Origin of the sequence: Vibrio sp. DW001, assembly GCF_029016285.1 — a bacterium.
GTDB lineage: Bacteria > Pseudomonadota > Gammaproteobacteria > Enterobacterales > Vibrionaceae > Vibrio.
In genome coordinates this window covers 3076769-3101000 of record NZ_CP091975.1, presented here as the reverse complement: position 1 = coordinate 3101000, position 24232 = coordinate 3076769, and the positions used below count along the sequence as shown (strand labels likewise).

The following is a 24232-nucleotide window of genomic DNA, read 5'->3' as shown; positions in this document are numbered from 1 at the left end:
CGCACTAATGATATTAATAAATTTGAGTTTGTAATTGATCCAATGGAACTGATTCGAGGCATTCACAATATAAAAGCGCATCATAAAGGATGCGTTCTGACTATTGGTAATTTTGATGGGGTTCATTTAGGACACTCGAAAGTATTAAGTCAGGTTGCTCACCAAGCTAAGCTTTTGGACCTTGTCTCAACAGTCATGACTTTTGAGCCTCAGCCGATGGAGCTTTTTGCCAGAGATAAGGCGCCAGCAAGGCTCAGTCGTTTACGCGACAAATACGTTCAACTGAAGAAATTGAACGTTGACCGATTGTTGTGTGTTAACTTTAACAAGCGTTTCGCTGAATGGTCAGCTGAGTCCTTTATTCGTGACTTATTAGTTAAGCGGTTAGATGTTAAATTTTTGGTTGTAGGCGATGATTTTTGCTTCGGTAGAGATAGAGCAGGAAATTTCTCTATGCTTCAAGACGCGGGCAAAAAATATGGCTTTAAAGTAGTGAGTACACAAAGTTTCTGTGTACATGAACAGAGAGTCAGTAGTACGGCTATTAGAAAGGCACTTAGCGACAATGACTTAGCGGCGGCGGAAATGCTGCTTGGCCGAGCATATAGTATTAATGGTCGTGTGTCTCACGGACAAAAGCTAGGCAGAACCATCGGTTTTCCAACAGCTAACATACCGTTAAAGCGTTGCGTTTCACCTGTATCCGGTGTGTATGTAGTACAAGTACATGGTGTCGGCAATAAGCCTTTTGGTGGTGTCGCGAATATAGGTCAACGGCCTACTGTAAATGGTGTTCGTCAACAGTTAGAAGTACACCTATTTGATTTTAGTGATAACTTATATGGAAAGCAGCTCGAAGTTGCCTTATTGAAGAAACTTCGAGATGAAAAACGTTTCGATTCGTTCGAAGCACTGAAACAACAAATTAAATTAGATGCTGAAGCGGCAAGGGTGTGGTTGCATCAGCTAGAGAATTAGCCGAAATGTCGGTTAAATAATGTCTAACGCTCGCCCAAGATAACGGAATTAAGAATCAATGACAGACTATAAAGATACCCTGAATTTACCAGAAACAGGGTTTCCAATGCGCGGTAACTTGGCCAATCGTGAGCCAGAAATGCTTAAGCGTTGGTATAAAGAAGATCTTTACGGTGAGATCCGTAAAGCTAAGAAAGGCAAAAAATCTTTTATATTGCACGATGGCCCTCCTTACGCCAATGGTGATATTCATATCGGTCATGCATTAAATAAGATTCTTAAAGACATTATTATTAAATCTAAAACCCTCGCTGGATACGATGCACCTTACGTTCCGGGTTGGGATTGTCACGGTCTACCTATAGAATTAATGGTAGAGAAGAAAGTAGGCAAACCAGGCCAAAAAGTAACGGCAGCAGAGTTTCGTGAGAAATGCCGCCAATATGCTGCGGGGCAAGTTGAAGGGCAAAAAGAGAGCTTCAAACGTCTCGGAATTTTGGGTGAATGGGATAAACCTTATCGCACAATGGACTTTGGTACAGAAGCTAACATCATTAGAGCATTAGGCAAAATTGCAGATCAAGGACATCTATTGAAGGGGTTTAAACCTGTTCATTGGTGTACAGACTGTGGTTCCGCTCTTGCTGAAGCAGAAGTGGAGTATAAAGATAAAATCTCCCCATCTATTGATGTAAAATTTGCGGCTAAAGATGAAGCAACGGTTGTCGAGAAGTTTGCTTTAATTAAAGATCACGAAGGTCAAGGTGACGTTTCTATTGTTATCTGGACGACAACTCCGTGGACATTACCAGCTAACCGTGCGGTAACTGTTAGAGCGGATCTAGAATATGTTCTGATTCAGGTAGAAGGTGATAAACCGCAACGCCTCATCGTTGCATCTGAGTTGGCAAAAGAAGTGATGGATCGTACTGGTATCGAACACTACCACAACCTAGGTTTTGCGACCGGTGAAGATCTAGAGCTTGTTCGTTTTAAGCACCCGTTCTACGATTTTGATGTCCCAGTGATCCTTGGTGATCACGTAACGACCGAAGCAGGTACCGGTGTTGTACATACCGCACCTGGTCATGGCCAGGAAGATTTCGTTGTTGGTCAACAATATGGACTTGAGACTGCGAACCCTGTTGGTTCAAACGGTGTATTCTTGCCGGATACAGAGTTTTTTGCGGGTCAACATGTATTCAAAGCGAACGATTCTGTTTTAGAGGTCCTAAAAGACCATGGTGCTTTATTGCATCATCACGCGTATGAGCACAGCTACCCACATTGCTGGCGTCATAAAACACCAATCATTTTCCGTGCCACGCCACAGTGGTTTGTGTCTATGGATCAAGCTGGTCTACGAGCAAAAGCACTGGAAGCGGTTAAAGGTGTGCAATGGATCCCTGATTGGGGCCAAAGTCGCATTGAAGGGATGATAGAAGGTCGCCCAGAATGGTGTATTTCTCGTCAGCGTACTTGGGGTGTTCCGATTGCTTTGTTTGTTCATAAAGAGACGGCAGAACTTCATCCAAACTCCCCAGAGCTTATTGAAAAAGTAGCTAAACTGGTAGAAGAGAAAGGCATTCAAGCATGGTGGGATGTTGATCCTGCCGAACTGCTTGGTGAAGACGACGCAACTAAATATGAAAAAGTACTCGATACTTTGGATGTTTGGTTTGATTCTGGTGTCACTCACTATTCGGTTGTAGACAATAGAGAAGAGTTTAACGGCCATAGTGCAGATATGTACCTAGAGGGTTCAGATCAACATCGTGGTTGGTTCCAGTCATCAATGATATCTGCTGTCGCTATGAAAGGTGTTGCACCTTATAAGCAAGTGCTAACTCACGGTTTTGTGGTAGATGGTAATGGCCGTAAGATGTCTAAATCTATTGGTAATGTCGTGGCTCCGAAGGATGTCACTAACCGACTAGGTGCAGATATTCTCCGTTTGTGGGTTGCTTCAACGGATTACACCGGTGAAGTGGCAGTATCGGATGAGATCCTAAAACGTAGTGCAGACGCCTATCGCCGGATTCGCAATACCGCTCGCTTCTTCCTAGCGAATCTAAATGGGTTCAATCCAGAAACAGATCTTGTGCCAGTAGAAGATATGGTTGCAATCGATCGTTGGGCCGTAGGTCGTGCAAAAGCAGCACAAGATGAAATCGAGAAAGCATACGATGAGTACAATACCCATGGAGTAACGCAACGTTTGATGCAGTTCTGCTCTATCGAAATGGGTTCGTTCTATCTCGATGTTATCAAGGATCGCCAGTATACCGCTAAACATGGCGGTAACGCTCAACGTAGCTGTCAGACGGCATTGTATTACATTGTAGAAGCATTGGTTCGTTGGATGGCGCCAATCATGTCATTCACTGCTGATGAGATATGGAATGAAATGCCTGGCAAGCGTAATCAATACGTGTTCACAGAAGAGTGGTTTGACGGGTTATTTGGAATATCAGATGGCGAAGAGCTGAATGACGAGTTCTGGAATGACGTTCAAGCTGTCCGCGGAGCGGTGAACAAACTTCTGGAAGTTGCTCGTAAAGAAAAAGTGATTGGTGGTGCTCTGCAAGCCGAAGTAACATTGTATGTTGATAGTGCGTTAGCACAGAAACTAAACAAACTTGAAGATGAATTACGTTTCGTTTTATTGACTTCAAAAGCCGCGGTTAAATCAATTGATGAAAAATCAAATGAAGCACAGGCAACGGACGTCGAAGGCCTCTATGTAGAAGTTAAAGCTTCTGAAGCTGAGAAATGTGATCGCTGCTGGCACCATGTTGCAGATGTAGGCACGGTTAATGGTCACGAGAATATCTGTGGTCGCTGTGTTACAAACGTCGAAGGTGACGGAGAAGAGCGTCATTTCGTTTAATTAAAGGTAGATATGAACGTTAAGTCACTGACAATTAGACAATCTGGAGTACGTTGGCTTTGGCTGGCGGCTCTGGTGTTTGTTGCTGATATCGGTATCAAGTTATTGGTGATGGATAAAATGGGATACGGTTGGGCGAATCGAATAGAGATAACGCCTTTCTTTAACCTGCTTTATGTACATAACTACGGTGCTGCATTTAGTTTTCTGAGTGAAGAAGCAGGTTGGCAAAGATGGTTTTTTGCCAGTATTGCTTTCTTTGTCAGCGGATTGCTTATTTTTTGGATGAGCAAACTTCCTGCAAGAGAGAAATGGAATAACATTGCTTATGCGATGATAATCGGTGGTGCGATTGGTAATGTTTTTGACCGAATTGTTCACGGCTTTGTAATTGACTATCTTGATCTGTTTTGGGGTTCCTACCACTGGCCTGCATTTAATCTAGCGGATAGCACTATTTGCATCGGTGCGGCAATGATTATATTAGACGGGTTTAGGAACAGAAAAAGCGATTAGTCAGTAAGGAATGGCTTAACTGATTTTTAAAAAAACACCAGAAATTGACTCTCTGGTGTTTTTTTATGCATTCTGAAATGTGATTTGGTTCTCTTTTTATTAAATGAAATATTCTTAATTAGGTGTAGAGATCCAACCTAGAAGCCTTCTAACATCTTACTTCTTGTGTTATTTTTGGTTATTCTTAAAATTGAGACAGTTGTTGTGGTGTAATTTATCTTATTTAATGGTATGGGATTCTGTGTTGATTCAGGCTAGAATGGAATAAATGACAGAATGATTAATGAGAGGGGCCGTGACATGCGTAACGATAATCTAAAATTGAGTCCTGTTGATAGCAAGACAAAAGCGGCTTTTGCAAAAGTATGTCAGGATGCAGGCCTTACTCCGCGCGAGGCTTTGACATTGTTTACTGAGTCTGTTGTTGAGCAGGGAGATATCCCCTTTCATCTAAAGGCGAAGCAACTAGAGTCATGTATGTATGGAAATGGTGCTTCTTCTCAAATTCGAGTTCCAACGCAAGATCTTCAGAAAGAAGATATGTTGTTTGCTGATACTGAAAGCCGTTTCTTCAATGAATTGATGGGTATCTAACGCTGCTCTTTCTCACAACTCTTACGTCCTGAATAAACTTGTGGTTTTTTATATCTTCACTTGGTGGTTAAATAGAGAAATGGAAAGTCTTTATTTTCACTAAGGAATGCCTTAACCCATGTCTCAAATTCAAACTAATGTCACTTTAGACAACTCAACTATTACATCCAACAGCACGGTCACTCTGCATTTTACAATCAAGCTAAGTAATGGCTCCGTTGCAGACTCAACTCATAATATGGGTAAACCGGCTCAGCTAGCTATTGGTGATGGTAGCCTTAGCCAAAATTTCGAGAGTCATCTTATCGGTTTATCTCCTGGTGATACTAAAGTAGTCGACTTGAAGGCTGCGGATGCATTCGGTTCGGCAAATCCAGATAATATACATCATATGGACAAAGCAAAATTTGTTGGTGATGCCGCCGTTGAAGTTGGTACGATAATGGCTTTTTCTGGACCAGATGGAATCGAAATTCCCGGTATAATAACCGATATAGCAGGTAATTCCGTTACCGTTGACTTTAATCACCCTTTAGCTGGACAAGATGTTACCTTTGAAGTTGAAATATTATCGGTAGAATAAACGCTAAAGAGATATCAAGAGCAAATTAATGAAAGTATTACTCGCTAATCCTAGAGGATTTTGTGCCGGAGTTGATCGTGCAATCAGCATCGTAGAGCGCGCATTAGATTTATATCAAACACCAATCTACGTAAGACATGAGGTGGTACATAACCGTTTCGTCGTTGAAGGGCTTAAACAGCGAGGTGCCGTTTTTGTTGAAGAACTCAGTGAAGTGCCAGATGATAACATCGTTATTTTTTCTGCTCATGGCGTATCGCAGGCTGTTCGGGAAGAGGCAAAATCTCGCGATTTAACGGTCTTTGACGCGACATGCCCATTGGTTACCAAGGTGCATATGGAAGTCGCGAGAGCCAGCAAAAAAAATATGGAAGTGGTTCTGATTGGTCATGCGGGTCATCCCGAGGTTGAAGGGACAATGGGGCAGTATGCGAGTGATAGTGGTGGCATGTACCTTGTGGAAAGGCCTGAAGATGTAAATAAGCTTGTGGTTAAGAATCCGAGTGAGCTGCATTATGTAAGCCAAACTACGTTATCGGTTGATGAAACCGCCAGCGTGATAGACAGGTTAAGAGAAGTCTATCCCAATATTCAAGGTCCTCGAAAAGACGATATTTGTTATGCAACACAAAACAGACAAGATGCTGTTCGCGGTTTATCTTTGGAGGTGGATGTATTGGTTGTCGTTGGTTCAAAAAACTCCTCAAACTCTACGCGGTTAAAAGAGCTTGCAGAAAAATTGGGGACAAAAGGATACTTAACCGATTGTCCGGAGGACATTCGAGCCGAGTGGTTTGAAAATGTGACCAAAATTGGTGTGACCGCTGGTGCATCTGCACCAGAAGAACTTGTTGACCAGATTCTTAATAAAATAAGAGAACTGGGAGCAACGGAAGTAGAAGAAGTTCAAGGAAGGAAAGAGAATATGTTCTTTGAAGTGCCTAAAGAGTTACAAATTAAAAATGTGACTTGATAAATAATTTATGAGTTAAAGCTGTTTAATCAAAAAGGGTTCCCATTGGGAACCCTTTTTGATTAATGCTTAACACTTTTATTCAATGCTAAGGTTATGTGTTTGAGCCAAAAGTGATTATGCAGTTTTAACCGGAGAGTCGGGTTCGTCTTCATCTGCTAAGTCTGTTTCACCCTTGCCTTTCGATACGGTAATAACATAAGCAGCAGCGCCGATAGCGGATACAACACCGATTACAGTAGAGATGGTAATTGGTAAGCCAAAGCCTAACTTAGCGCTGCTCATGATGAATGAGATACACACTGTTGTCATGAACATCGCGGGGATAGTAGCAATCCAATGTAATTTATTGTGGCGAAGTAGGTAAGCTGCCGCAGTCCAAAGCATGATAGTTGCTGTAGATTGGTTTGCGAACCCGAAGTAGCGCCAGATAATACCAAAGTCAACTTGAGTTAATATACCGCCAACTACGAATAGTGGAAGCGCCATAAGAAGACGTTTTGGCAATGTTTTTTGCTCAACATTAAAGTATTCAGCAAGGATGAGACGGCTTGAACGAAATGCGGTGTCACCTGATGTGATAGGGAGAATAACCACGCCTAGGAAAGCTAAGATACCACCAAATACACCAAGAAGACCAAATGAGGCACTATATACTACGTTACCTGGACCACCAGCTTTAACCGCTTCTTGAAGGCCTTCAACTGAACCGAAGAAAGAGAGCGCAAGTGTACACCAGATAATAGCGATAATACCTTCACCAATCATTGCACCGAAGAATACGAAACGGCCATTCTTTTCATTTTCCATGCATCGAGCCATCAGTGGAGACTGCGTTGCGTGAAAACCTGATATAGCACCACACGCGATAGTGATAAACAGCGCTGGCCATAGAGGCATATTGTTCGGGTTCATGTTGTTGAATAGGTCACTAATAACAAAGCCACCCATTACCGTGTGCTCACTAGAGAAAGCAACCGCAGCCATCAAGCCAACAGACATGAATACAAGTAATGCACCAAAGAACGGATAGAAACGACCAATGATTTTATCAACAGGGACAATCGTTGCGATTATATAGTATGCAAAGATGAGCACGACCATACTTACTTTAGACATTTCGAAAGATGTTTGCTCATTCACAAGGTTTGTGATCATGCCAGCGGGGGCAGAAACAAACACAACGCCGACTAAAAGTAAAAGAACGATAGCAAAAACATTCATAAAATGACGAGCACCGTTACCTAAGTAACGACCAGTTATCGCAGGTACGGAAGCCCCTTTATTACGAATTGATAGCATGCCAGAGAAGTAATCATGAACCGCACCCGCGAATATACAACCTAGTACAATCCATAACAGAGCCGCTGGCCCATATAGTGCACCCATGATTGGACCAAAAATTGGACCCACACCAGCAATATTGAGTAACTGTACAAGATAAACCTTAGGTGTTGACATAGGCACAAAATCAACACCATCTTGCATTGTGTGCGCTGGAGTTTTACGATTTTCATTAATACCGAAAACCTTTTCAACAAACGCACCGTAGATAACGTATCCGCCAATTAAGGCTGCGACACAAAAGAGAAACCACATCATAATATTCGTCCCACTGTTATTAGTAATTTGTATAATTCAGTGTCAATACTAAAACGAGTGAATGCTAGCTGCATCCGATTCTTGAGTGAGTGGTACTATTCAACATTAAGTGGTTTCTGTGTAAATTTAATGGTTTTATTACTTCGATTGCTCGAGTTTGATGTTTGGTTTCTAATTAACAGAAAATAGTGGTAGTTGAAACTATAGGTGTTTGACTTTCAAAATAAAATAGACCATTTTTGTATTGCGTATATTTATATTAAGGGATTTCCGATGTTGTTTAACAAATTGGTCGTGTTTACACTTTCATGTTTGGTCGTGGCTTGTTCATCTAGTAATGTCGATCTTGCCCAAAAAGGAGATTGGAACGAAATTGGTTTTTCCGACGGCATTAAAGGACATCATTCTCGCTCTTTTAGCGAACTACAACAATTAGGCCAAGCAAATCAAGCTGAGTATGATCAAGGTTACCTTAAAGGTGTTGAAGAATATTGTAATCCTGATTTTGCCTACCAAATAGGCCTTTCTGGACAATATTATGAAGGTGTATGTGAAGGTACTGAAGAATCTCAGCGATTTCGTATGGAATGGCAAAGAGGTTGGAACGAGTCAAATTAAAACATATTCGCATATTAATGGTGTGCTAATAGTAGAAACCGGGAAGGGGTGTCACCCTTCCACTGCCTTTCTTAAGAAACCATTTTGTTTGTCTAGTTGTATTTTTGCCTGATCTTTATCCATGTTGGTGAGTAGCATTAATATGGCCAACTTCACATCATAATCAGTCTCAATAAGGGTGTTTCTAGCAATCGATTCGTCGCATTCTGTTGCTTGCATGACAATACGAACCGCTCGAGCCGTGAGTTTCTTGTTGGTTGCCTTAACATCGACCATTAGGTTTTGATAACTTTTTCCGAGTCGAATCATGCTAGCGGTGGTTAACATATTTAGAATAAGTTTTTGTGCAGTACCAGATTTTAGTCGGGTGGAGCCTGATAGTGCTTCAGGTCCAACGACTGGACTTATATCTATAGCGGCAATTTTAGCGATGGTTGAGGTTGGGTTGCACGAAATGGCTATCGTTGTAGCACCAAGTTTATTAGCAAATTCTAAACCACCTATTACATAAGGTGTTCGGCCACTAGCGGCTATACCGACTAAAACGTCATTGTTATTGAAACCAATTCTGCGGAGTTCATCTTGACCAAGCATCGCAGAATCTTCTGCTCCCTCTACGGCATTAAACATGGCTTGGTGGCCACCTGCAATTAAACCAATCACCATATCACGAGGAATACCAAAGGTTGGCGGGCACTCTGATGCATCTAGCACACCGAGTCGTCCGCTTGTTCCTGCGCCCATGTAGATCAATCGACCACCATTTTTAAATGCCTGCGTTATCTCATCTATTGCGATGGCCACCATAGGTAACACCTTCTCGACAGCGCAAGGAACAAGTTTATCTTGCTCGTTGAGCTTTGTTACAATTTCAAGAGATGAGAGTAGATCAATATCCATGGTTTGAGGATTTCGCCCTTCTGATATCAATTGAGATAAGGCGGAAATCAGTGCTTCATTGGTCATTAGAGTACTCCTATTACTCAGAGGGGTAGATAACACCTAAAGATGCGTATCTAGAGGCTCCGGTTACGTCTGGTAAATTGCTTGGCAATCCCTTCACTCGCCGATAAGCTAACCAAGCAAATGCGATGGCCTCCATATAATCACTGCTTACTCCTTTCTCATCCGTAGTGCTAACCGTCCAAGCCGGTAGATAAGTATTGAGTTTCTGCATTAACAAAGGGTTACTTGCTCCACCACCACATACAAGTAACTCTGGATTGGTTCCTATCGTATGATTTTCTATTTCCTGACATATAGTGACGGCGGTAAATTCTGTAAGCGTGGCTTGAATATCTTGTGGTCGAAATGGGCTATCAAACTGCTCGAGTATATCGGTTAGCCAAGCTAGATTAAAAAGCTCTCGTCCAGTGCTTTTAGGGGCGCTTCGTGAGAAATAATCTTCGGTGCATAGACGCTTTAGTAATTTAGGTATAATTTTTCCAGACGCTGCATATAATCCATCTTCGTCAAATTTCTTACCTGTCTGCTCATATATCCAAGCGTCTAATAACATATTTCCTGGACCAGTATCATAACCGATGGTGGGCATGTCCGGCCTAAGTACTGAGATGTTGGCGATTCCACCAACATTTAAAACCACCACGGTAGAATGAGTTGGCTGAAATATTGTTCGATGAAAAGCAGGAACTAAAGGCGCACCTTGCCCTCCAAGCGCCATATCTTTACGTCTAAAGTCGGCAATAGTCGTAATACCAGTTTTAGCCGATATGATGTTGGCATCACCAAGTTGCATGGTAAATGGATTGTTGCCAGTGGGTTGGTGGTATACCGTTTGGCCATGGTTACCAATTGCGACGACATCTGAAGCGTTGATTCCGGTCTTGTTTAAAAGTTGTATCACGGCATCGGCATATAAAATACCAAGCGATGTCTCGAGCTGCCCTATGGTAACAATATCGGTAGACTGTCCTGTTGCGAAGCTGAGAATACTTTTTTTAATATGTTCGGGTATGGCGTAGCAATCAAAATCAATGAGTGTTGTTTCATTATCGTCAATTTCTACTAAGGCAGTATCAATACCATCTAGGCTGGTTCCTGACATGACGCCAATATAGAGTTCTTTTTTATTCATAAAAATGACTACCCTCAGTAGAAAGTGAATTGTTTAGATAACGTGTTGGAAATTGATTATATCTAAGGTACTTAAGGTTATAATCATTTTTTGATTGTACATCAACATTTTCGGGAGATTATAGATGGGGCCACTTTGGATCGATATTTCAGGATATGAGCTAGACGCAGAAGATAGAGAGATCCTGCAACACCCAACGGTAGGCGGGTTAATTTTATTCTCTAGAAACTTCCACGATAATGAACAGTTATTGGCTCTGTGTGATGACATCCGAAAAGTAAGTAAAGGTCGTGCCCTTATTGGTGTGGATCAAGAAGGAGGTTTGGTTCAGCGATTTCGACAAGGCTTTACCCTTATCCCTTCGGCGCAAGCACTTTCACAATATGAAAATAGTGAAAAATTAGCTCATCAAGCAGGTTGGTTGATGGCGGCAGAATTGATAGCGCATAACATAGATCTTAGCTTTGCTCCTGTTTTGGATAAAGGGCACGAATGCAAAGCGATAAGAAGTCGCGCATTCGGTAATGACATCCACACTATATTGAAGAATAGCACCGCCTACATGAAGGGTATGAAATTGGTGGGCATGGCGACTACTGGAAAGCATTTCCCCGGGCACGGCGGTGTTATTGCTGATTCTCACTTGGAGACCCCTTATGACCATAGAGATACTATTTTTGAAACCGATATGGCTATTTTTAAAGTTCAGATCGAGGCTGGTATTTTAGATGCGATGATGCCAGCTCATGTTATCTACCCTCATTACGATTCAGAACCTGCAAGTGGCTCTACGTATTGGTTGCAAGATGTTTTACGTGAAAAATTAGGCTTTTCAGGTGTTATCTTTTCGGACGATTTGAATATGGAAGGGGCATCGGTCATGGGCAGTGCAGCAGAACGAGCAGAGCAGGCGCTAGCCGCTGGTTGTGATATGTTGTTACTTTGTAATAATCGCAACCGTAGTGTGGAGATTTTAGACAGATTGCCAATAGTGCAGATCCCAATAGCAGAAACGTTGTTTAAGAAGCAAAGCTTTACATTGTCAGAGCTAAAGCGAGCGAGGGAGTGGACTGAGGCCAGTGAAGCAATGAAAAAAGTCGTTGGTTAACTCATTGTTAATCTAAGATCTAGATGATTTAGACAATACCTAATTTCTCTTTTAGTGATTTTAGGTATCGACGGCTAACCGGAACGGGATAATCATTTCGCGTTATAATTTCGGCTAAGCCATTTTCTAACAATTTTATTTCTTTGATGGCCTTAGTGTTTATTAAGTACTGTCGATGGCATCGAAGAAGATCAGTCTTCTCCTCTAATACCTTTAATGTCAACTGACTGGATGCGATTTGGTCTGCGCTTCGGATATGTACACCGCTGATATCACTGAATGCATACTCGACGTCTCGAGTTGGAATAATCATGATTCTATTTAAGCCTATACATGGGACTTGTTCCAATGATGCGGGGGCAAGTATAGACAAATCTTGTGTTTCAATTTGTTTGTTATGTTGTTTTACTAAACGACAAACCGTCTTTTCTAGTCGTTTTATTTCGATAGGCTTTAACAGGTAATCAAATGCATTGTCTTCAAATGCTTGAATGGCGTATTGATCAAAAGCAGTAACAAATACAACCATCGGCATAGTATCGGGATCAAGCATTGCAAGCAGTTCAATGCCTGATATTTGAGGCATCTGAATATCTAAGAAAATAACGTCAGGTTTCAATACATTGATCTTTTTTAGCCCTTCAATTGCATTGCTGGCTTGATCTATGACTTCAATGTTATTCGTGTCATGCAATAAATTGGTGAGTTCTTCGCGAGCAAGCTGTTCGTCATCGATGACTAATGCAGTAAGCATTATGATCCCTTATTGTGTTATTTCTCATTAGGAATGATAAAGCTCATTCGTGTTATTTGGTCTTTTTCGACGTGAGTTTTTAGCTCCCCGTCACGGCCAAAGTAATTAGATAAGCGCTTGCTCACAATTTGCATACCTAAACCTTTATGATCTTTCCTTGGTTCTAGATAGCTTCCAGCGTTATCTTCAACAATTATTTCACAGCCCATGTCGTTACATTGACTATAAATCTTAACTTTTCCACCTTCTAACATGTGGGACACCCCATGCTTAATCGCGTTTTCAACGAGAGGTTGTAGCGTAAAACTTGGTACTTTTCTATCCTGTAATTCAGAGCTTATGTTCATCTCTACTTCTAATCGATCACTGAAGCGTGCCTTCTCGATAGTTAGGTAGGCATTTACGTGAGCTAACTCCTCTTTCAAGCTAACCGTTTCTATATTTTGTTTAAGATTACTGCGGAAAAAATGAGAAAGATGTTGAATAAGCTCTCTTGCTTTGTCAGGGTTTTTACGAATAACGGCACTAATTGTGTTGAGTGCGTTGAATAAAAAATGAGGATTAACTTGAGCGTGGAGAAGCTTTATTTCAGATTGAGACAGCAACATCTGTTGTTGTTGATAGTCACCATAAAGAATTTGGCTTGAAAGCAGTTGAGCGATTCCTTCAGCCATGGACATATTGATAGTAGAGAATAGTTTTCGCTTGGGCTCGTAGAGCTTTATTGTTCCGACGACCTTATCACCAGCCCTTAAAGGAATAATGAGTGCTGACCCCAATTTGCAGTTTTCGGAAATAGAACATTGATAAGGGTTGTCTTTACCATTTAAGTAAATGATGTCATTTTTTTCAATGGCATCCAAAGTACATTGAGACGAAATAGGGGTGTCTGGTTTATGGTGATCATCCCCAATACCGACAAACGCCAGTATTTTATTTGTATCCGTTATTGCGACTGCCCCCACATTCGTTTCTTCATAAACAATTCGTACTATTCTTGCCGCATTTTTAGAGTTAAACCCGGAATTCAAAATACCGACAGATCGTTCCGCAATATTAAGAGCTCTTCTGGAAAAGGTAGCTGAATATTTTTCGAAAATGGTTTTTCTGTCTTGTAGAATACTCATAAAGAGTGCTGCACCAATTGAGTTGGCAATAATCATAGGTGCAGCGATGGCGGAGACGAGGGTATAAGCTTGATCAAAAGGTTTTGCCACAATAAGAAGAATGAACATCTGAATGATTTCAGCGAAGAGGGTGATAGAAAAAACGACGCTAGGGTTAAACAGTTGTTCCTGCTTATTTCTTTTTATTAGGTAACTATGAAGTACACCACCAATTACCCCTTCGGCCGTTGTTGATATCGCGCAGGCGATGTCAGTAAATCCACCTAAGGTGTAACGATGTATACCTCCGGTGAAGCCCACTGCAAAACCAACAATAGGCCCGCCAAAAATACCGCCCATGACAGCGCCGATTGCACGAGTGTTAGCGATGGCATCATTAATTTGCAGCCCGAAGTAGGTTCCCATTATGCAAAATAGTGAGAAAATTACGTAACAGTTAAGTTTGTTTTCAAGACGGTTTGATATATTAAGTAGAGGTAAAAATACGGGCGTTTTACTGAGCATATAGGCCAAAACAAGATATACGCACATTTGTTGTAACAACGAGAGAATCAATTCCATATGTTTAGCCCAGTAGAAGTTATTGCAATGCATCTTATGCAATTTTAGGTAAATTGCGTAGAACCTAGATCGTATTTATAATACTTGGTACTAGTTAATTATGTGTAAATTTATTTTTACACGTAATGTTTTTATTTATTTACACTTGAAAGTTTTGTTAATACTGGTAAATTAAGCATTAAGTTGGCTGTTACGAATCACTGACGAAACTAAGTGTAAAAAATTATTTACGGAAAAGAAGATGAAAAAAAGCACATTAAGCAATATCAACATCAGTGATGAACAGGTTTTAATCACACCTAATGAGTTAAAACAGAAACTGCCTCTTAGCGACAACGCAAGACAGTTTATCCAGGAATCTCGTCAGACGATTTCAAACATTATACACAAGAAGGACCATCGTTTATTGGTTGTTTGTGGTCCATGTTCTATTCATGATGTAGATGCAGCGATGGAATACGCTAAACGCCTTAAAGCACTTTCTGCAGAGCTTAAGGATCAGATATACATCGTTATGCGTGTTTACTTTGAAAAGCCACGTACAACGGTTGGTTGGAAGGGCCTTATAAACGATCCTCAATTAGATGGGACCTTTGATATTGAACATGGGTTGCATGTGGGGCGCAAGTTATTGGTTGATTTGGCTGAAATGGATATTCCTTTAGCGACGGAAGCATTGGACCCGATTAGTCCACAATATCTTTCTGATACATTCAGTTGGGCAGCGATAGGTGCTCGTACTACGGAGTCCCAAACTCACCGTGAAATGGCAAGTGGGCTTTCTATGCCTATTGGATTTAAGAATGGCACCGACGGTAGTCTATCGACAGCGATCAATGCGATGCAGGCCGCCTCTTCTAGTCACCGTTTTATGGGAATTAATACAGAAGGGCAGGTCGCGCTTCTGACTACCCAAGGAAATAGCAATGGCCATGTGATTTTGCGTGGAGGCAAGCAAACGAATTATGATTCAGTTTCTGTTGCTGAGTGTGAAGGTGAGTTAGCCAAATATGACCTTGATGCCGCTTTAATGATAGATTGTAGTCATGCTAACTCACGTAAGGATTATCGTCGCCAGCTTTTAGTCGCTGAAGATGCAATTTCTCAAATACGCGAAGGTAATAAATCCATCATAGGACTAATGATAGAAAGTCATTTGAACGAAGGGAATCAACCATCTGATATACCATTAAAGCAGATGGAGTACGGGGTTTCTATTACAGATGCGTGTATTAATTGGCAATCAACTGAAGCACTATTACGTAATGCACATAAAGAGCTGGTGCCATTCTTACAAGATAGAGTTAAGTGATGAGTCACTGATTTAAGAGATGGAAGTGACGAATAATTTTTACCAAACAGTGGAGCGGCTTTTAGTTGCTTCATTTTTATTTAGTCAATACAGATAAAGGCAAATTTGATGGCAGTTGAGTTAAATGAGTTACGTGATCAAATTGATGAAGTAGATAAGCAGATGATTGAGCTTCTGGTTCGTCGTCTTTCTCTTGTCGAAAAGGTGGGAGAAGTCAAAAGTGAACACGGCTTGCCTATCTATGCCCCAGATAGAGAAGCGGCAATGCTTGCTTCTCGTCGACAAGAAGCAGAGAAGCGTGGTATTCCACCGCAGTTAATTGAAGACATCCTACGCAGAACAATGCGAGAATCATATGCGAGTGAAAAAGATTCTGGTTTTAAATGCTTAGCTCCTTCGTTGGGTCCTGTGGTTATTATTGGTGGTAATGGCCAATTAGGCAGTTTGTTCGGCCGTATGTTTACACTTTCTGGGTATCAAGTGAAAGTGTTGGGTAGTAAAGATTGGGATAATGCTGACGATCTGTTACATGATGCTGGTTTAGTCGTTGTTACCGTACCTATTCACTTAACAACGGGCGTTATAGAGAAGTTAAATGCGCTACCTGATGACTGCATTCTTTGTGATTTAACCTCGATAAAATCTAAACCACTAGAAAAAATGCTGAGTGTTCACGCTGGACCAGTGGTTGGTCTGCATCCAATGTTTGGACCTGATGTACCGAGCCTAGCAAAACAGGTTATTGTCTATTGTGATGGTCGCGGTAGTGAGGAATATCAATGGTTGTTAAAGCAATTTGGTATTTGGGGTGCCAGCTTATGTAATATCGATGCGAAAGAGCATGATCATGGAATGACGTTAATTCAAGCTTTGCGTCACTTTACTTCGTTTGCATATGGTCTCCATTTAAGTCGTGAAAACCCTAACATAGATATGTTGTTACAGTTGAGCTCACCTATCTATCGCTTGGAGCTCGCTATGGTGGGTAGACTATTTGCTCAAGATCCAACTTTATACGGTGATATTATTTTATCATCAGAAGAAAATATAGAGATGATTAAGCGTTTCCATACTAGCTTCGGTGAAGCGATCAAAGTACTTGAAGGTCATGATAAAGCCACATTTGTTGAAAGCTTTGAGAAGGTGAGTGATTGGTTTGGTGATTATTCACAACAATTTATGACTGAAAGTCAGAACCTTCTTAAGCAAGCTAACGATGCGATTCATCGTGGTTAAGTTTGTTTAAGTTAAGATCTAGATTATTTAAAAGCCCTCTATTTATTTTGAATAGAGGGCTTTTTATTGAGAAGATTAGCTGCTTTTTTCTCGTTAATCTTCTTTAATTTGTTTCTGTTGTGGTTTCCAAATTGCCATCTTTTTCTTTCTTGAAAGCAACAAATTCTGCTTTGTTTTTAAACACTACTCGGTTCAGTATTAATGCAAACACTACGCAAGCTATTAGTGTAATAGCCATTAAGTGGATAAAGTGCAGACCAAATGGCGCAGTACCGAATGTGAAATAGCCATAGAGCGCTGTACCAAATACGACTGACATTATTACTGATTCTGCGCGGACGTTGCGGAACATTAGGCCAGTGATGAATGCGGATAAGATAGGCATACTTAATAGGCCATTCAATTGTTGAAGTAAGTTAATCAAGCTGTCTGCTGTAGCAAATGCAGGGACAAGAAGAAGCGCGATACACACGAAGCTGATAGAGACAACATTGTTCAAGCGTTTAACGTTTGGTTCCTCATTGAAGTATTTCTGGTGAATATCGCACACGTAAAGAGCTGCAGATGAGTTAAGTACAGAGTTAAAGCTGGTTAGTACTGCTGCTGCCATTACCGCTGCGAATGCTCCTGATAGATAGTTAGGTAGTAAATCGCCTACGATACGACCATAAGCTTGGTCACCAATGTCGCCATATAGTTTGTAAGAGACAATACCTGGAATAATAACGATTGCAGGGACAATCAGAATACGGATACAGGCTGCGGCTAAAACCCCTTTTTGTGCTTCTTTAACGTTCTCTGCCGCCATAGCTCGCTGAGTGATAGTTTGGTTAGTACTCCAGTAATAGATCTGGATAAATAACATACCAGTAAATAATGTAGGCCAGGGAATTGGTGAGTCAGGTCCCCCTATGAGAGTCAGACGTTCTGCAGGAATGCCAGATAAGTCAAAATCAATGGCACTTAGAGAAAGATATACAATTAGAAGCGCCATTAATAAAAGGCCAACGCCACTAAAAGTGTCAGATACAGCGACTGCACGTAGACCCCCAAAAATGGCATAAGCCGAACCCACGACAGCAAACATGATCGCGATTGGCATAATACCTATTTCAACGTTAAACATGGTTTGCATAAACAACGCTCCACCGTAAAGCATCGCGGGAAGATAAATAAATATATTACCCAATAGGAATAACGTACCTACGGTTGCTCGAATATGTTTATTGTTGTAACGGCGCTCTAGAAGTTCGGTTGTTGTTGTGCAGTTGTATTTGTAATAGATAGGAACAAATATTTTTGCAAGAATGATTAGACCAATAAATCCGCATAATTCCCAAAGCGCAAGAAGTGCCATCTGGTTACCATTCATACCAACCAATTGGTCGGTACTAAGATTGGTTAGCGTGATAGAACCAGCAATAAATACCCATGAAAGACCGCCCCCCGCAAGGAAGTAATCTTTAGCACCTTCTCCTCTAGGGCCTGCCTGAGCACATTTACGGTAAGTCAGGTAACCAACTAGAGCCGTAAGACTGATAAATACGATTAGTTGTATCGCTGAATCCATATTTTCCACCTTTTTGTCAAACTAAATTAATGATGAACTGGAATCGTTTACAAAGGGCAATGAATACGTAAATAATTTAAATTGGCCTTTATAGTGTTTAAATTCGGAAGTTCTGCAGATTGTATGAGGTGAGAATACGTTGGGTTAGCAAGTAATTCCGTGATCTACATATGATTAGTGTAAACGTTTACCCTTATGGTTTGATTTATTTTCATAAAATTGTTTGCGATCACATGAAAATGAAACAAAAAGTTGATTGAGTTTCCCTGAACTTTAAATAATCGTTGATTTATTAAGTAATATTGTAATTAATGTAAGCTGTCAGTAATGTTTGCGCTATACATTTTCATTTTAGGGTAAGTAAAGTAAATATAAGATAATGATCCGGGTGTAGATCATATTTGTCCGCGTAGGATTTTTTGGAGGAGAGTGATCGCCTCTATTTTACGTAACACAAAGGCGATATCTGTAAATGTATTGAGTTAGCTCTGCTTGGCGAACAGGAGCTGTCCGTATCGCTCTAACTTTGAGAGCCTATCTTTTGCGTTGGTCATAAACTCCGTCTTTGCTTGCCCTTTAAGCGATTTTGATTGAGGCAACTTGACGGTTCTTGGATTTTTGTGAACACCGTTAACAAGGAATTCATAATGAAGATGAGGACCGGTTACACGCCCTGTACTACCTAATGTTCCGACGGATTGTCCCTGTTTAACTCGTTGGCCAGTTTTAACATAACGACGTGTCATATGTAGATATTTGGTAATATAAGTGTTGCTGTGGCGTATAAATACATAATTACCGTTGTACTGATTATAGCCAGATTTTTCCACTACGCCGTCACCAGCCGCCCATATAGGTGTTCCTACTGGAGCCGAATAATCTGTCCCTCGGTGAGCAACAACTTTACCTGTAACAGGGTGGCGTCTTCTTGGGTTAAAGTTGGAAGTTACCCGCCTAAAATCTATTGGAGAGCGTAAGAACGCCTTTTTCATCGCCCTGCCGTTCTCGTCGTAATAGTTGCTTGTGTTGTCGTCAAGTATTGCCTTAAACGTTTCGCCTTGATTAGAAAAAATGGCAGCAATAATTCGCCCGCGTCCCATTTTTTCTCCTTCGACCACTTTTTCTTCATAGAGCACTCTAAAACTGTCTCCCGAACGAATATCAAGAGAAAAATCTATATCCCAACCAAAAATACCTGCAAGTTCCATTATTTGATTGGGCGTGAGGTCGGCAGAAAGTGCTGCGTTCCAGAAATTTGAAGTGATCTCAGCTTCAGTGTAATTAAACTGAATATTAACGGTTTTCGTTTCGAATGCTGCTTTATATCCGACATCGGCTTTACTTATTCGAAAGGTTTCAAATGGAGTGATAACTCGTCTTATCTGCAATAACTCGTGGTTTTCATCAAAACCAAATGTGAGTTCTTCACCCACGCGAAGACGAGAAAGCTGTTTGTTGATTTCTGTATCACTAGAGATAAGTTTGTGTAGTAGTTGTGCCGATAATCCAATTCTATTGAATAACTTAGCGGCGCTTTCACCGGAAGCTATTTTATATTTCTCCCAGCGAACGACTGATTCAGGCAGAATACTGTTATTTGTTTCTAACGTTTCGAGAGATATGGCGAGGGGATAATGTCGACCAATTTCTAGAGTATTTTGGTTTTTAGTTAGATCTTCGCTATCAGGAAGAAAAATAACAACGGTAATTAGCGCTGAAAAAAGCAAAATCAGAGCGCGATGGATAATCGGAAGTCGAAAAAAAGTAGAAAGCATGGTCGATAATTATTAAATTTGGTGAAATTCGTCAATACTGAGTTTAACTGGTTTCAAAATACATAGCTATTCAAGTAAACTGTGCAACTATTAATTTTTGCCAAATCTGTGGGAGTTAACAAGAATGGCGAGTATAGAAGCAGCATTGGCTGAGATAAAGCGCGGTATTGATGAACTTTTACCGGAAGAAGAACTGATTGCAAAACTGAAAGAGAATCGTCCTTTACGTATTAAGTTAGGCGCAGATCCAACGGCACCTGATATTCATTTAGGACACACCGTTATATTAAATAAATTACGTCAGTTTCAAGAGTTGGGACATGAAGTTACATTTTTGATTGGTGATTTTACTGGTATGGTTGGTGACCCATCAGGTAAAAATACAACGCGACCACCGCTGACTCGTGAAGATGTGTTAGCAAACGCAGAAACGTATAAACAACAAGTATTTAAGATACTAGACCCTGAGAAAACTAAAATTCAGTTTAACTCAGAATGGTTATCAGAGCTTGGTGCTGAAGGGATGATTCGCCTAGCCGCAAATCAAACCGTCGCACGTATGTTAGAGCGAGACGACTTTAAAAAACGCTATTCGAACAATCAACCAATCGCGATCCATGAATTTATGTATCCACTTCTTCAAGGATACGATTCTGTTGCGATGGAGACGGATGTCGAATTAGGTGGTACGGACCAAAAATTTAACCTGTTAATGGGACGTGAACTGCAAAAGGCAAATGGTCAAAAACCTCAGTGTGTGCTTACTATGCCTCTTCTTGTTGGCCTTGATGGTGAGAAGAAAATGTCCAAATCAGCTCATAACTACATCGGTGTGAGTGATGCGCCTAATGATATGTTTGGTAAAATCATGTCTATTTCTGATGTTCTTATGTGGAGTTACTACGAGTTACTGTCCTTTCGTCCATTGGCAGAAATTGAACAGTTTAGAGCCGATGTTGAAGCTGGTAAGAACCCTCGCGATATTAAAATTCTACTTGCGAAAGAGATTATTGCTCGTTTCCATACTGAAGCTGACGCTGAAGCAGCGGAACAAGAATTTATTAATCGCTTCCAAAAAGGTGCGATGCCAAATGAAATGCCAGAGTTTGAATTTGAGTCAGGTATTGCCATTGGTAATTTGCTGAAAGAAGCGGGTTTAGTGAACTCAACATCAGATGCTATGCGGATGATTCGCCAAGGTGCTGCAAAGATTGATGGGGATAAAATAGAAGATACGAAACTGATCCCCGAAATAGGAACAGCAGTATATCAAGTAGGTAAGCGTAAATTTGCCCGTATCACATTGAACTAATGATTATTCGATAATCATTATAAAAAGGCGCTTTTATAGCGCCTTTTTTACATTAAACTGACGTGTAAACAAGTCCTATAGTGATAGAATACGCTCGCTGCAAATCGCAGTAACCTTGGAGATTCATATGAACAATATCGACCATCCTCCTAGTATCAAGGGAGAGAAATAACCACGACGGTATTGGCATTCTTCATTCCTACCCAACAGTAGGCGATCTTTTGTTTCATCCTTCCTCTCTATTTTTCTCCAGATATTATTAAAATTACCGATCTGAAATCAATAAGGCGTTCTTGTGTTTGGTTTTTGTTGAACGGTGATAATGATGGTCGTCAGCTAATCGGGAGGTTCGCAATGACGGTAATAAACCATGAGTATTTAGAAACAAATAGCCCCTTTTCATTCATAGAAATAGGAGCTGCGAGAAATGCTTTTTTGCAATATGAACAAGATCAACAAATTCATTTTCTGACTATTATGCCAATAGAAGAAGCGGTGGAGATCCTTAAACACTGCACCGTTGGTTATGTGCAACATTTAATTCAGCAACTCGAACTTCAGGGCTTTGATAAGCAAGCACGGCACTATGATCACCAATTAGGCTTTATACGCTCGGAGGCTGAGCCCACGAAAGGTTACCTTTCCACTGGCGTTTTGGACCATGTAAAACAACGTGTGGGATGGATAGTGATGCTTGCATTATTGGGCATCGTATCGGGCCTTATTATCTCACAATATGAGGACACGTTAAGTCAATTGGTATTGCTAGCGATATATATGCCTGTCATTGCGGCAGCAGGGGGGAATACAGGTTCGCAAGCGGCAACATTAGTGATTAGAGCGTTAGCGACGGGCGAACTAAAAAAACGGCAGTGGTTTAAGGTTTTTTTGAAAGAAAGTCGTATAGCCGTTTGTTTAGCGGTGGTAATCGCGTTGGTCATTGTCGCTCGTATTTTACTTTTTAGTGATCCTGGAGCAACGGGAGGCTTCGATATTAATATTATCGCGCTAGCGATTGCTATTGCGCTGTTTATTCAGGTTACTATGTCGACGACATTGGGAGGATTACTGCCGATATTGGCGAGAGCGTGTAAGTTGGACCCAGCAGTCTTGGTGAGTCCGGTGCTTGCTTCTATCGTTGATATATCTGGGATGTGGATCTATTTTACGGTAGTGAACTACTTTTTGGGGATTGCTTAATCAGATCTCGATAGAAGGCCTGTTCAAACTGATATACAGAGGGGAGTGAATTAGATTCCTTCTCCTCTTTGTTTGGAAAGTAGTCACTAATAAATTGCACAAAGATTGATTTTGGTCGGCCATTTTCATCTAACACATACCCAGCCATATTATAGGTGCCATAGACGGAGCCACTTTTCGCTTGCATGTATCCTTTTATAGATGGTTTTTGCATGCTTTTTCTGTATTTTAAAGTACCAGTCTCACCCGATTTTGGCAGCATTGCCATTAAATTAAGGGTTGAGTCATTCTTCCAGATATAATCGAGTACTCTACTCATGTCGCGGGCTGTAATTCGATTGTTTCTAGATAAACCAGATCCATCAGCTAATTGAGCGTCGCTTAAATCTATACCACTGTTAGAGAAAATGATCTGTTTAATCGCTTCAGTGCCATTATTAAAACTACCTGCTTGAGAATAGAATCGAGCCCCGAGCGTTTTAGTAATATTGTCTGCAATTAAATTGGATGATTTTTTTAACATGGTATCCAACATTTCATTTAAGGGAATTGATGTATGGGATGCAACTATTTTCCCTTGTATGTCATTGTGTTTAGAGATCTGACCATTGAATGAAATGTGATGCTTAGCCAGTAATCTCCGTATTACTGACTCTGTGTAAGCCTGTGTTTCTTGTACTGCAAATTTTAGCGGTAAAGGCTTTTTCATTGCCGTTAAACAACCAGAAAGGTGATAGGTATTGTTATCTGCAGTCAGCAATTCTAATTGGCACTGCCTCTCTTTCTGTTCTTCTTTGGAAACGGTAATGGCCGTCGTTCGTACAGTAATAGGCTGGTGCTCTGGTACGTAAACTCGAGTCGTTCCATCTACATTCGTATAGATAGATGCTTGTACACAGTTCCCGTCGAGGGTTATTGCGCTCGAAGGAGCGCTATAACAGACGCCTAAGATATCCCATGGCCAACCAACAGCTCTTTCGTATCCAGTGAAAATACCATTATTAAGCCAGATGTTTCCTTTTATAGTACTTATTCCCTGTTGGGATAATCGTTTAAATAAGGCATCTAAATTTTTTGTTGTTAGCGTTGGGTCACCAGAGAAGCGCACAATAATGTCGTTATCTTTTGATTCCAATTGGGTTTTGAATCTGAAATTATCACCGAGTTCCAATTTTGCTGCTAACGCAGTAATCACTTTCAAAGTACTGGCTGGTGGGAAAAGTTGGTCTGAGTTGATAGATAAAGGTGAACCAACGGAATTGTTTACCAATAAGCTAACGCGACTGCCTTGGGGTAAGGTGTCTATAGGAGCGTATCCAAATAGGTAACTTGAAAATCCTACACATATAAGTGTGATAATAGTGCGCATAGTTAACCTAGTGGGATAAATCGAAGAAAATTGAGTATATAGAATAAAAAAAACGC

Annotated in this window: 20 protein-coding genes; 12 read left to right on the top strand and 8 right to left on the bottom strand. The window is 40.9% G+C overall.

The window, feature by feature from the left end:
* Window positions 1-42: 42 nt before the first annotated feature.
* The 6 genes from ribF (at window position 43) to ispH (ending at window position 6534) form a co-directional block, all read left to right on the top strand.
* Complete coding sequence (gene ribF, locus L3V77_RS14155) at window positions 43-978, top strand: bifunctional riboflavin kinase/FAD synthetase (protein ID WP_275134721.1); 936 nt, start codon at window positions 43-45, stop codon at window positions 976-978.
* Window positions 979-1036: 58 nt separating this feature from the next.
* The gene (gene ileS / locus L3V77_RS14150; protein ID WP_275134720.1) at window positions 1037-3868 is read left to right on the top strand and encodes an isoleucine--tRNA ligase; all 2832 of its coding nucleotides are present in this window, start codon (window positions 1037-1039) and stop codon (window positions 3866-3868) included.
* 12 nt (window positions 3869-3880) lie between these two features.
* Window positions 3881-4384, top strand: a complete 504-nt coding sequence (gene lspA / locus L3V77_RS14145; RefSeq protein ID WP_275134719.1) for a signal peptidase II — start codon at window positions 3881-3883, stop codon at window positions 4382-4384.
* A gap of 300 nt (window positions 4385-4684) precedes the next feature.
* Window positions 4685-4978 (top strand): type II toxin-antitoxin system RelB/DinJ family antitoxin, encoded by a 294-nt coding sequence (locus L3V77_RS14140; RefSeq protein ID WP_275134718.1) that lies wholly within the window; start codon window positions 4685-4687, stop codon window positions 4976-4978.
* A gap of 118 nt (window positions 4979-5096) precedes the next feature.
* Window positions 5097-5561 (top strand): FKBP-type peptidyl-prolyl cis-trans isomerase, encoded by a 465-nt coding sequence (gene fkpB / locus L3V77_RS14135; protein WP_275134717.1) that lies wholly within the window; start codon window positions 5097-5099, stop codon window positions 5559-5561.
* Between the two features lie 28 nt (window positions 5562-5589).
* The gene (gene ispH, locus L3V77_RS14130; protein WP_275134716.1) at window positions 5590-6534 is read left to right on the top strand and encodes a 4-hydroxy-3-methylbut-2-enyl diphosphate reductase; all 945 of its coding nucleotides are present in this window, start codon (window positions 5590-5592) and stop codon (window positions 6532-6534) included.
* Between the two features lie 117 nt (window positions 6535-6651).
* On the opposite strand, the gene L3V77_RS14125 is transcribed toward ispH, so the two are convergent.
* Window positions 6652-8136, bottom strand: a complete 1485-nt coding sequence (locus tag L3V77_RS14125) for a carbon starvation protein A (protein ID WP_275134715.1) — start codon at window positions 8134-8136, stop codon at window positions 6652-6654.
* Between the two features lie 273 nt (window positions 8137-8409).
* Here L3V77_RS14125 and L3V77_RS14120 point away from each other — a divergent pair, with 273 nt between their 5' ends.
* Window positions 8410-8754 (top strand): DUF2799 domain-containing protein, encoded by a 345-nt coding sequence (locus tag L3V77_RS14120; RefSeq protein WP_275134714.1) that lies wholly within the window; start codon window positions 8410-8412, stop codon window positions 8752-8754.
* Window positions 8755-8805: 51 nt separating this feature from the next.
* On the opposite strand, the gene murQ is transcribed toward L3V77_RS14120, so the two are convergent.
* Window positions 8806-9720 (bottom strand): N-acetylmuramic acid 6-phosphate etherase, encoded by a 915-nt coding sequence (gene murQ, locus L3V77_RS14115; RefSeq protein WP_275134713.1) that lies wholly within the window; start codon window positions 9718-9720, stop codon window positions 8806-8808.
* Window positions 9721-9733: 13 nt separating this feature from the next.
* Entirely contained in the window at window positions 9734-10852 is a 1119-nt protein-coding gene (locus L3V77_RS14110) for an anhydro-N-acetylmuramic acid kinase (RefSeq protein WP_275134712.1), read from the bottom strand.
* Between the two features lie 124 nt (window positions 10853-10976).
* Between L3V77_RS14110 and nagZ the strand changes: the two genes are divergently transcribed.
* Window positions 10977-11960, top strand: coding sequence for a beta-N-acetylhexosaminidase (gene nagZ, locus L3V77_RS14105; protein WP_275134711.1), 984 nt, complete (start codon window positions 10977-10979; stop codon window positions 11958-11960).
* A gap of 28 nt (window positions 11961-11988) precedes the next feature.
* On the opposite strand, the gene btsR is transcribed toward nagZ, so the two are convergent.
* Together btsR and L3V77_RS14095 are read right to left on the bottom strand one after the other, a co-directional pair.
* Complete coding sequence (gene btsR, locus L3V77_RS14100; RefSeq protein ID WP_275134710.1) at window positions 11989-12714, bottom strand: two-component system response regulator BtsR; 726 nt, start codon at window positions 12712-12714, stop codon at window positions 11989-11991.
* Between the two features lie 17 nt (window positions 12715-12731).
* Window positions 12732-14402 (bottom strand): sensor histidine kinase, encoded by a 1671-nt coding sequence (locus L3V77_RS14095; RefSeq protein ID WP_275134709.1) that lies wholly within the window; start codon window positions 14400-14402, stop codon window positions 12732-12734.
* Window positions 14403-14643: 241 nt separating this feature from the next.
* On the opposite strand from L3V77_RS14095, the gene L3V77_RS14090 reads away from it, so the two are divergent.
* Both L3V77_RS14090 and tyrA read left to right on the top strand, forming a co-directional pair.
* Entirely contained in the window at window positions 14644-15714 is a 1071-nt protein-coding gene (locus L3V77_RS14090; protein WP_195704218.1) for a 3-deoxy-7-phosphoheptulonate synthase, read from the top strand.
* A gap of 108 nt (window positions 15715-15822) precedes the next feature.
* A complete protein-coding gene (gene tyrA, locus L3V77_RS14085; protein ID WP_275134708.1) occupies window positions 15823-16950 on the top strand; it encodes a bifunctional chorismate mutase/prephenate dehydrogenase in 1128 nt (375 codons plus the stop codon).
* Window positions 16951-17053: 103 nt separating this feature from the next.
* Here tyrA and L3V77_RS14080 read toward each other — a convergent pair whose 3' ends face one another.
* Together L3V77_RS14080 and L3V77_RS14075 are read right to left on the bottom strand one after the other, a co-directional pair.
* Window positions 17054-18520, bottom strand: coding sequence for an SLC5 family protein (locus L3V77_RS14080; protein WP_275134707.1), 1467 nt, complete (start codon window positions 18518-18520; stop codon window positions 17054-17056).
* A gap of 482 nt (window positions 18521-19002) precedes the next feature.
* Window positions 19003-20295, bottom strand: a complete 1293-nt coding sequence (locus tag L3V77_RS14075; protein WP_275134706.1) for a peptidoglycan DD-metalloendopeptidase family protein — start codon at window positions 20293-20295, stop codon at window positions 19003-19005.
* A gap of 124 nt (window positions 20296-20419) precedes the next feature.
* Here L3V77_RS14075 and tyrS point away from each other — a divergent pair, with 124 nt between their 5' ends.
* Together tyrS and L3V77_RS14065 are read left to right on the top strand one after the other, a co-directional pair.
* Entirely contained in the window at window positions 20420-21607 is a 1188-nt protein-coding gene (tyrS, locus tag L3V77_RS14070) for a tyrosine--tRNA ligase (protein WP_275134705.1), read from the top strand.
* A gap of 354 nt (window positions 21608-21961) precedes the next feature.
* The gene (locus tag L3V77_RS14065) at window positions 21962-22807 is read left to right on the top strand and encodes a magnesium transporter (protein ID WP_275134704.1); all 846 of its coding nucleotides are present in this window, start codon (window positions 21962-21964) and stop codon (window positions 22805-22807) included.
* Here the strand turns inward: L3V77_RS14065 and dacB are convergent.
* Complete coding sequence (gene dacB / locus L3V77_RS14060) at window positions 22773-24176, bottom strand: serine-type D-Ala-D-Ala carboxypeptidase (protein ID WP_275134703.1); 1404 nt, start codon at window positions 24174-24176, stop codon at window positions 22773-22775. The genes L3V77_RS14065 and dacB overlap by 35 nt on opposite strands.
* Window positions 24177-24232 lie beyond the last annotated feature (56 nt).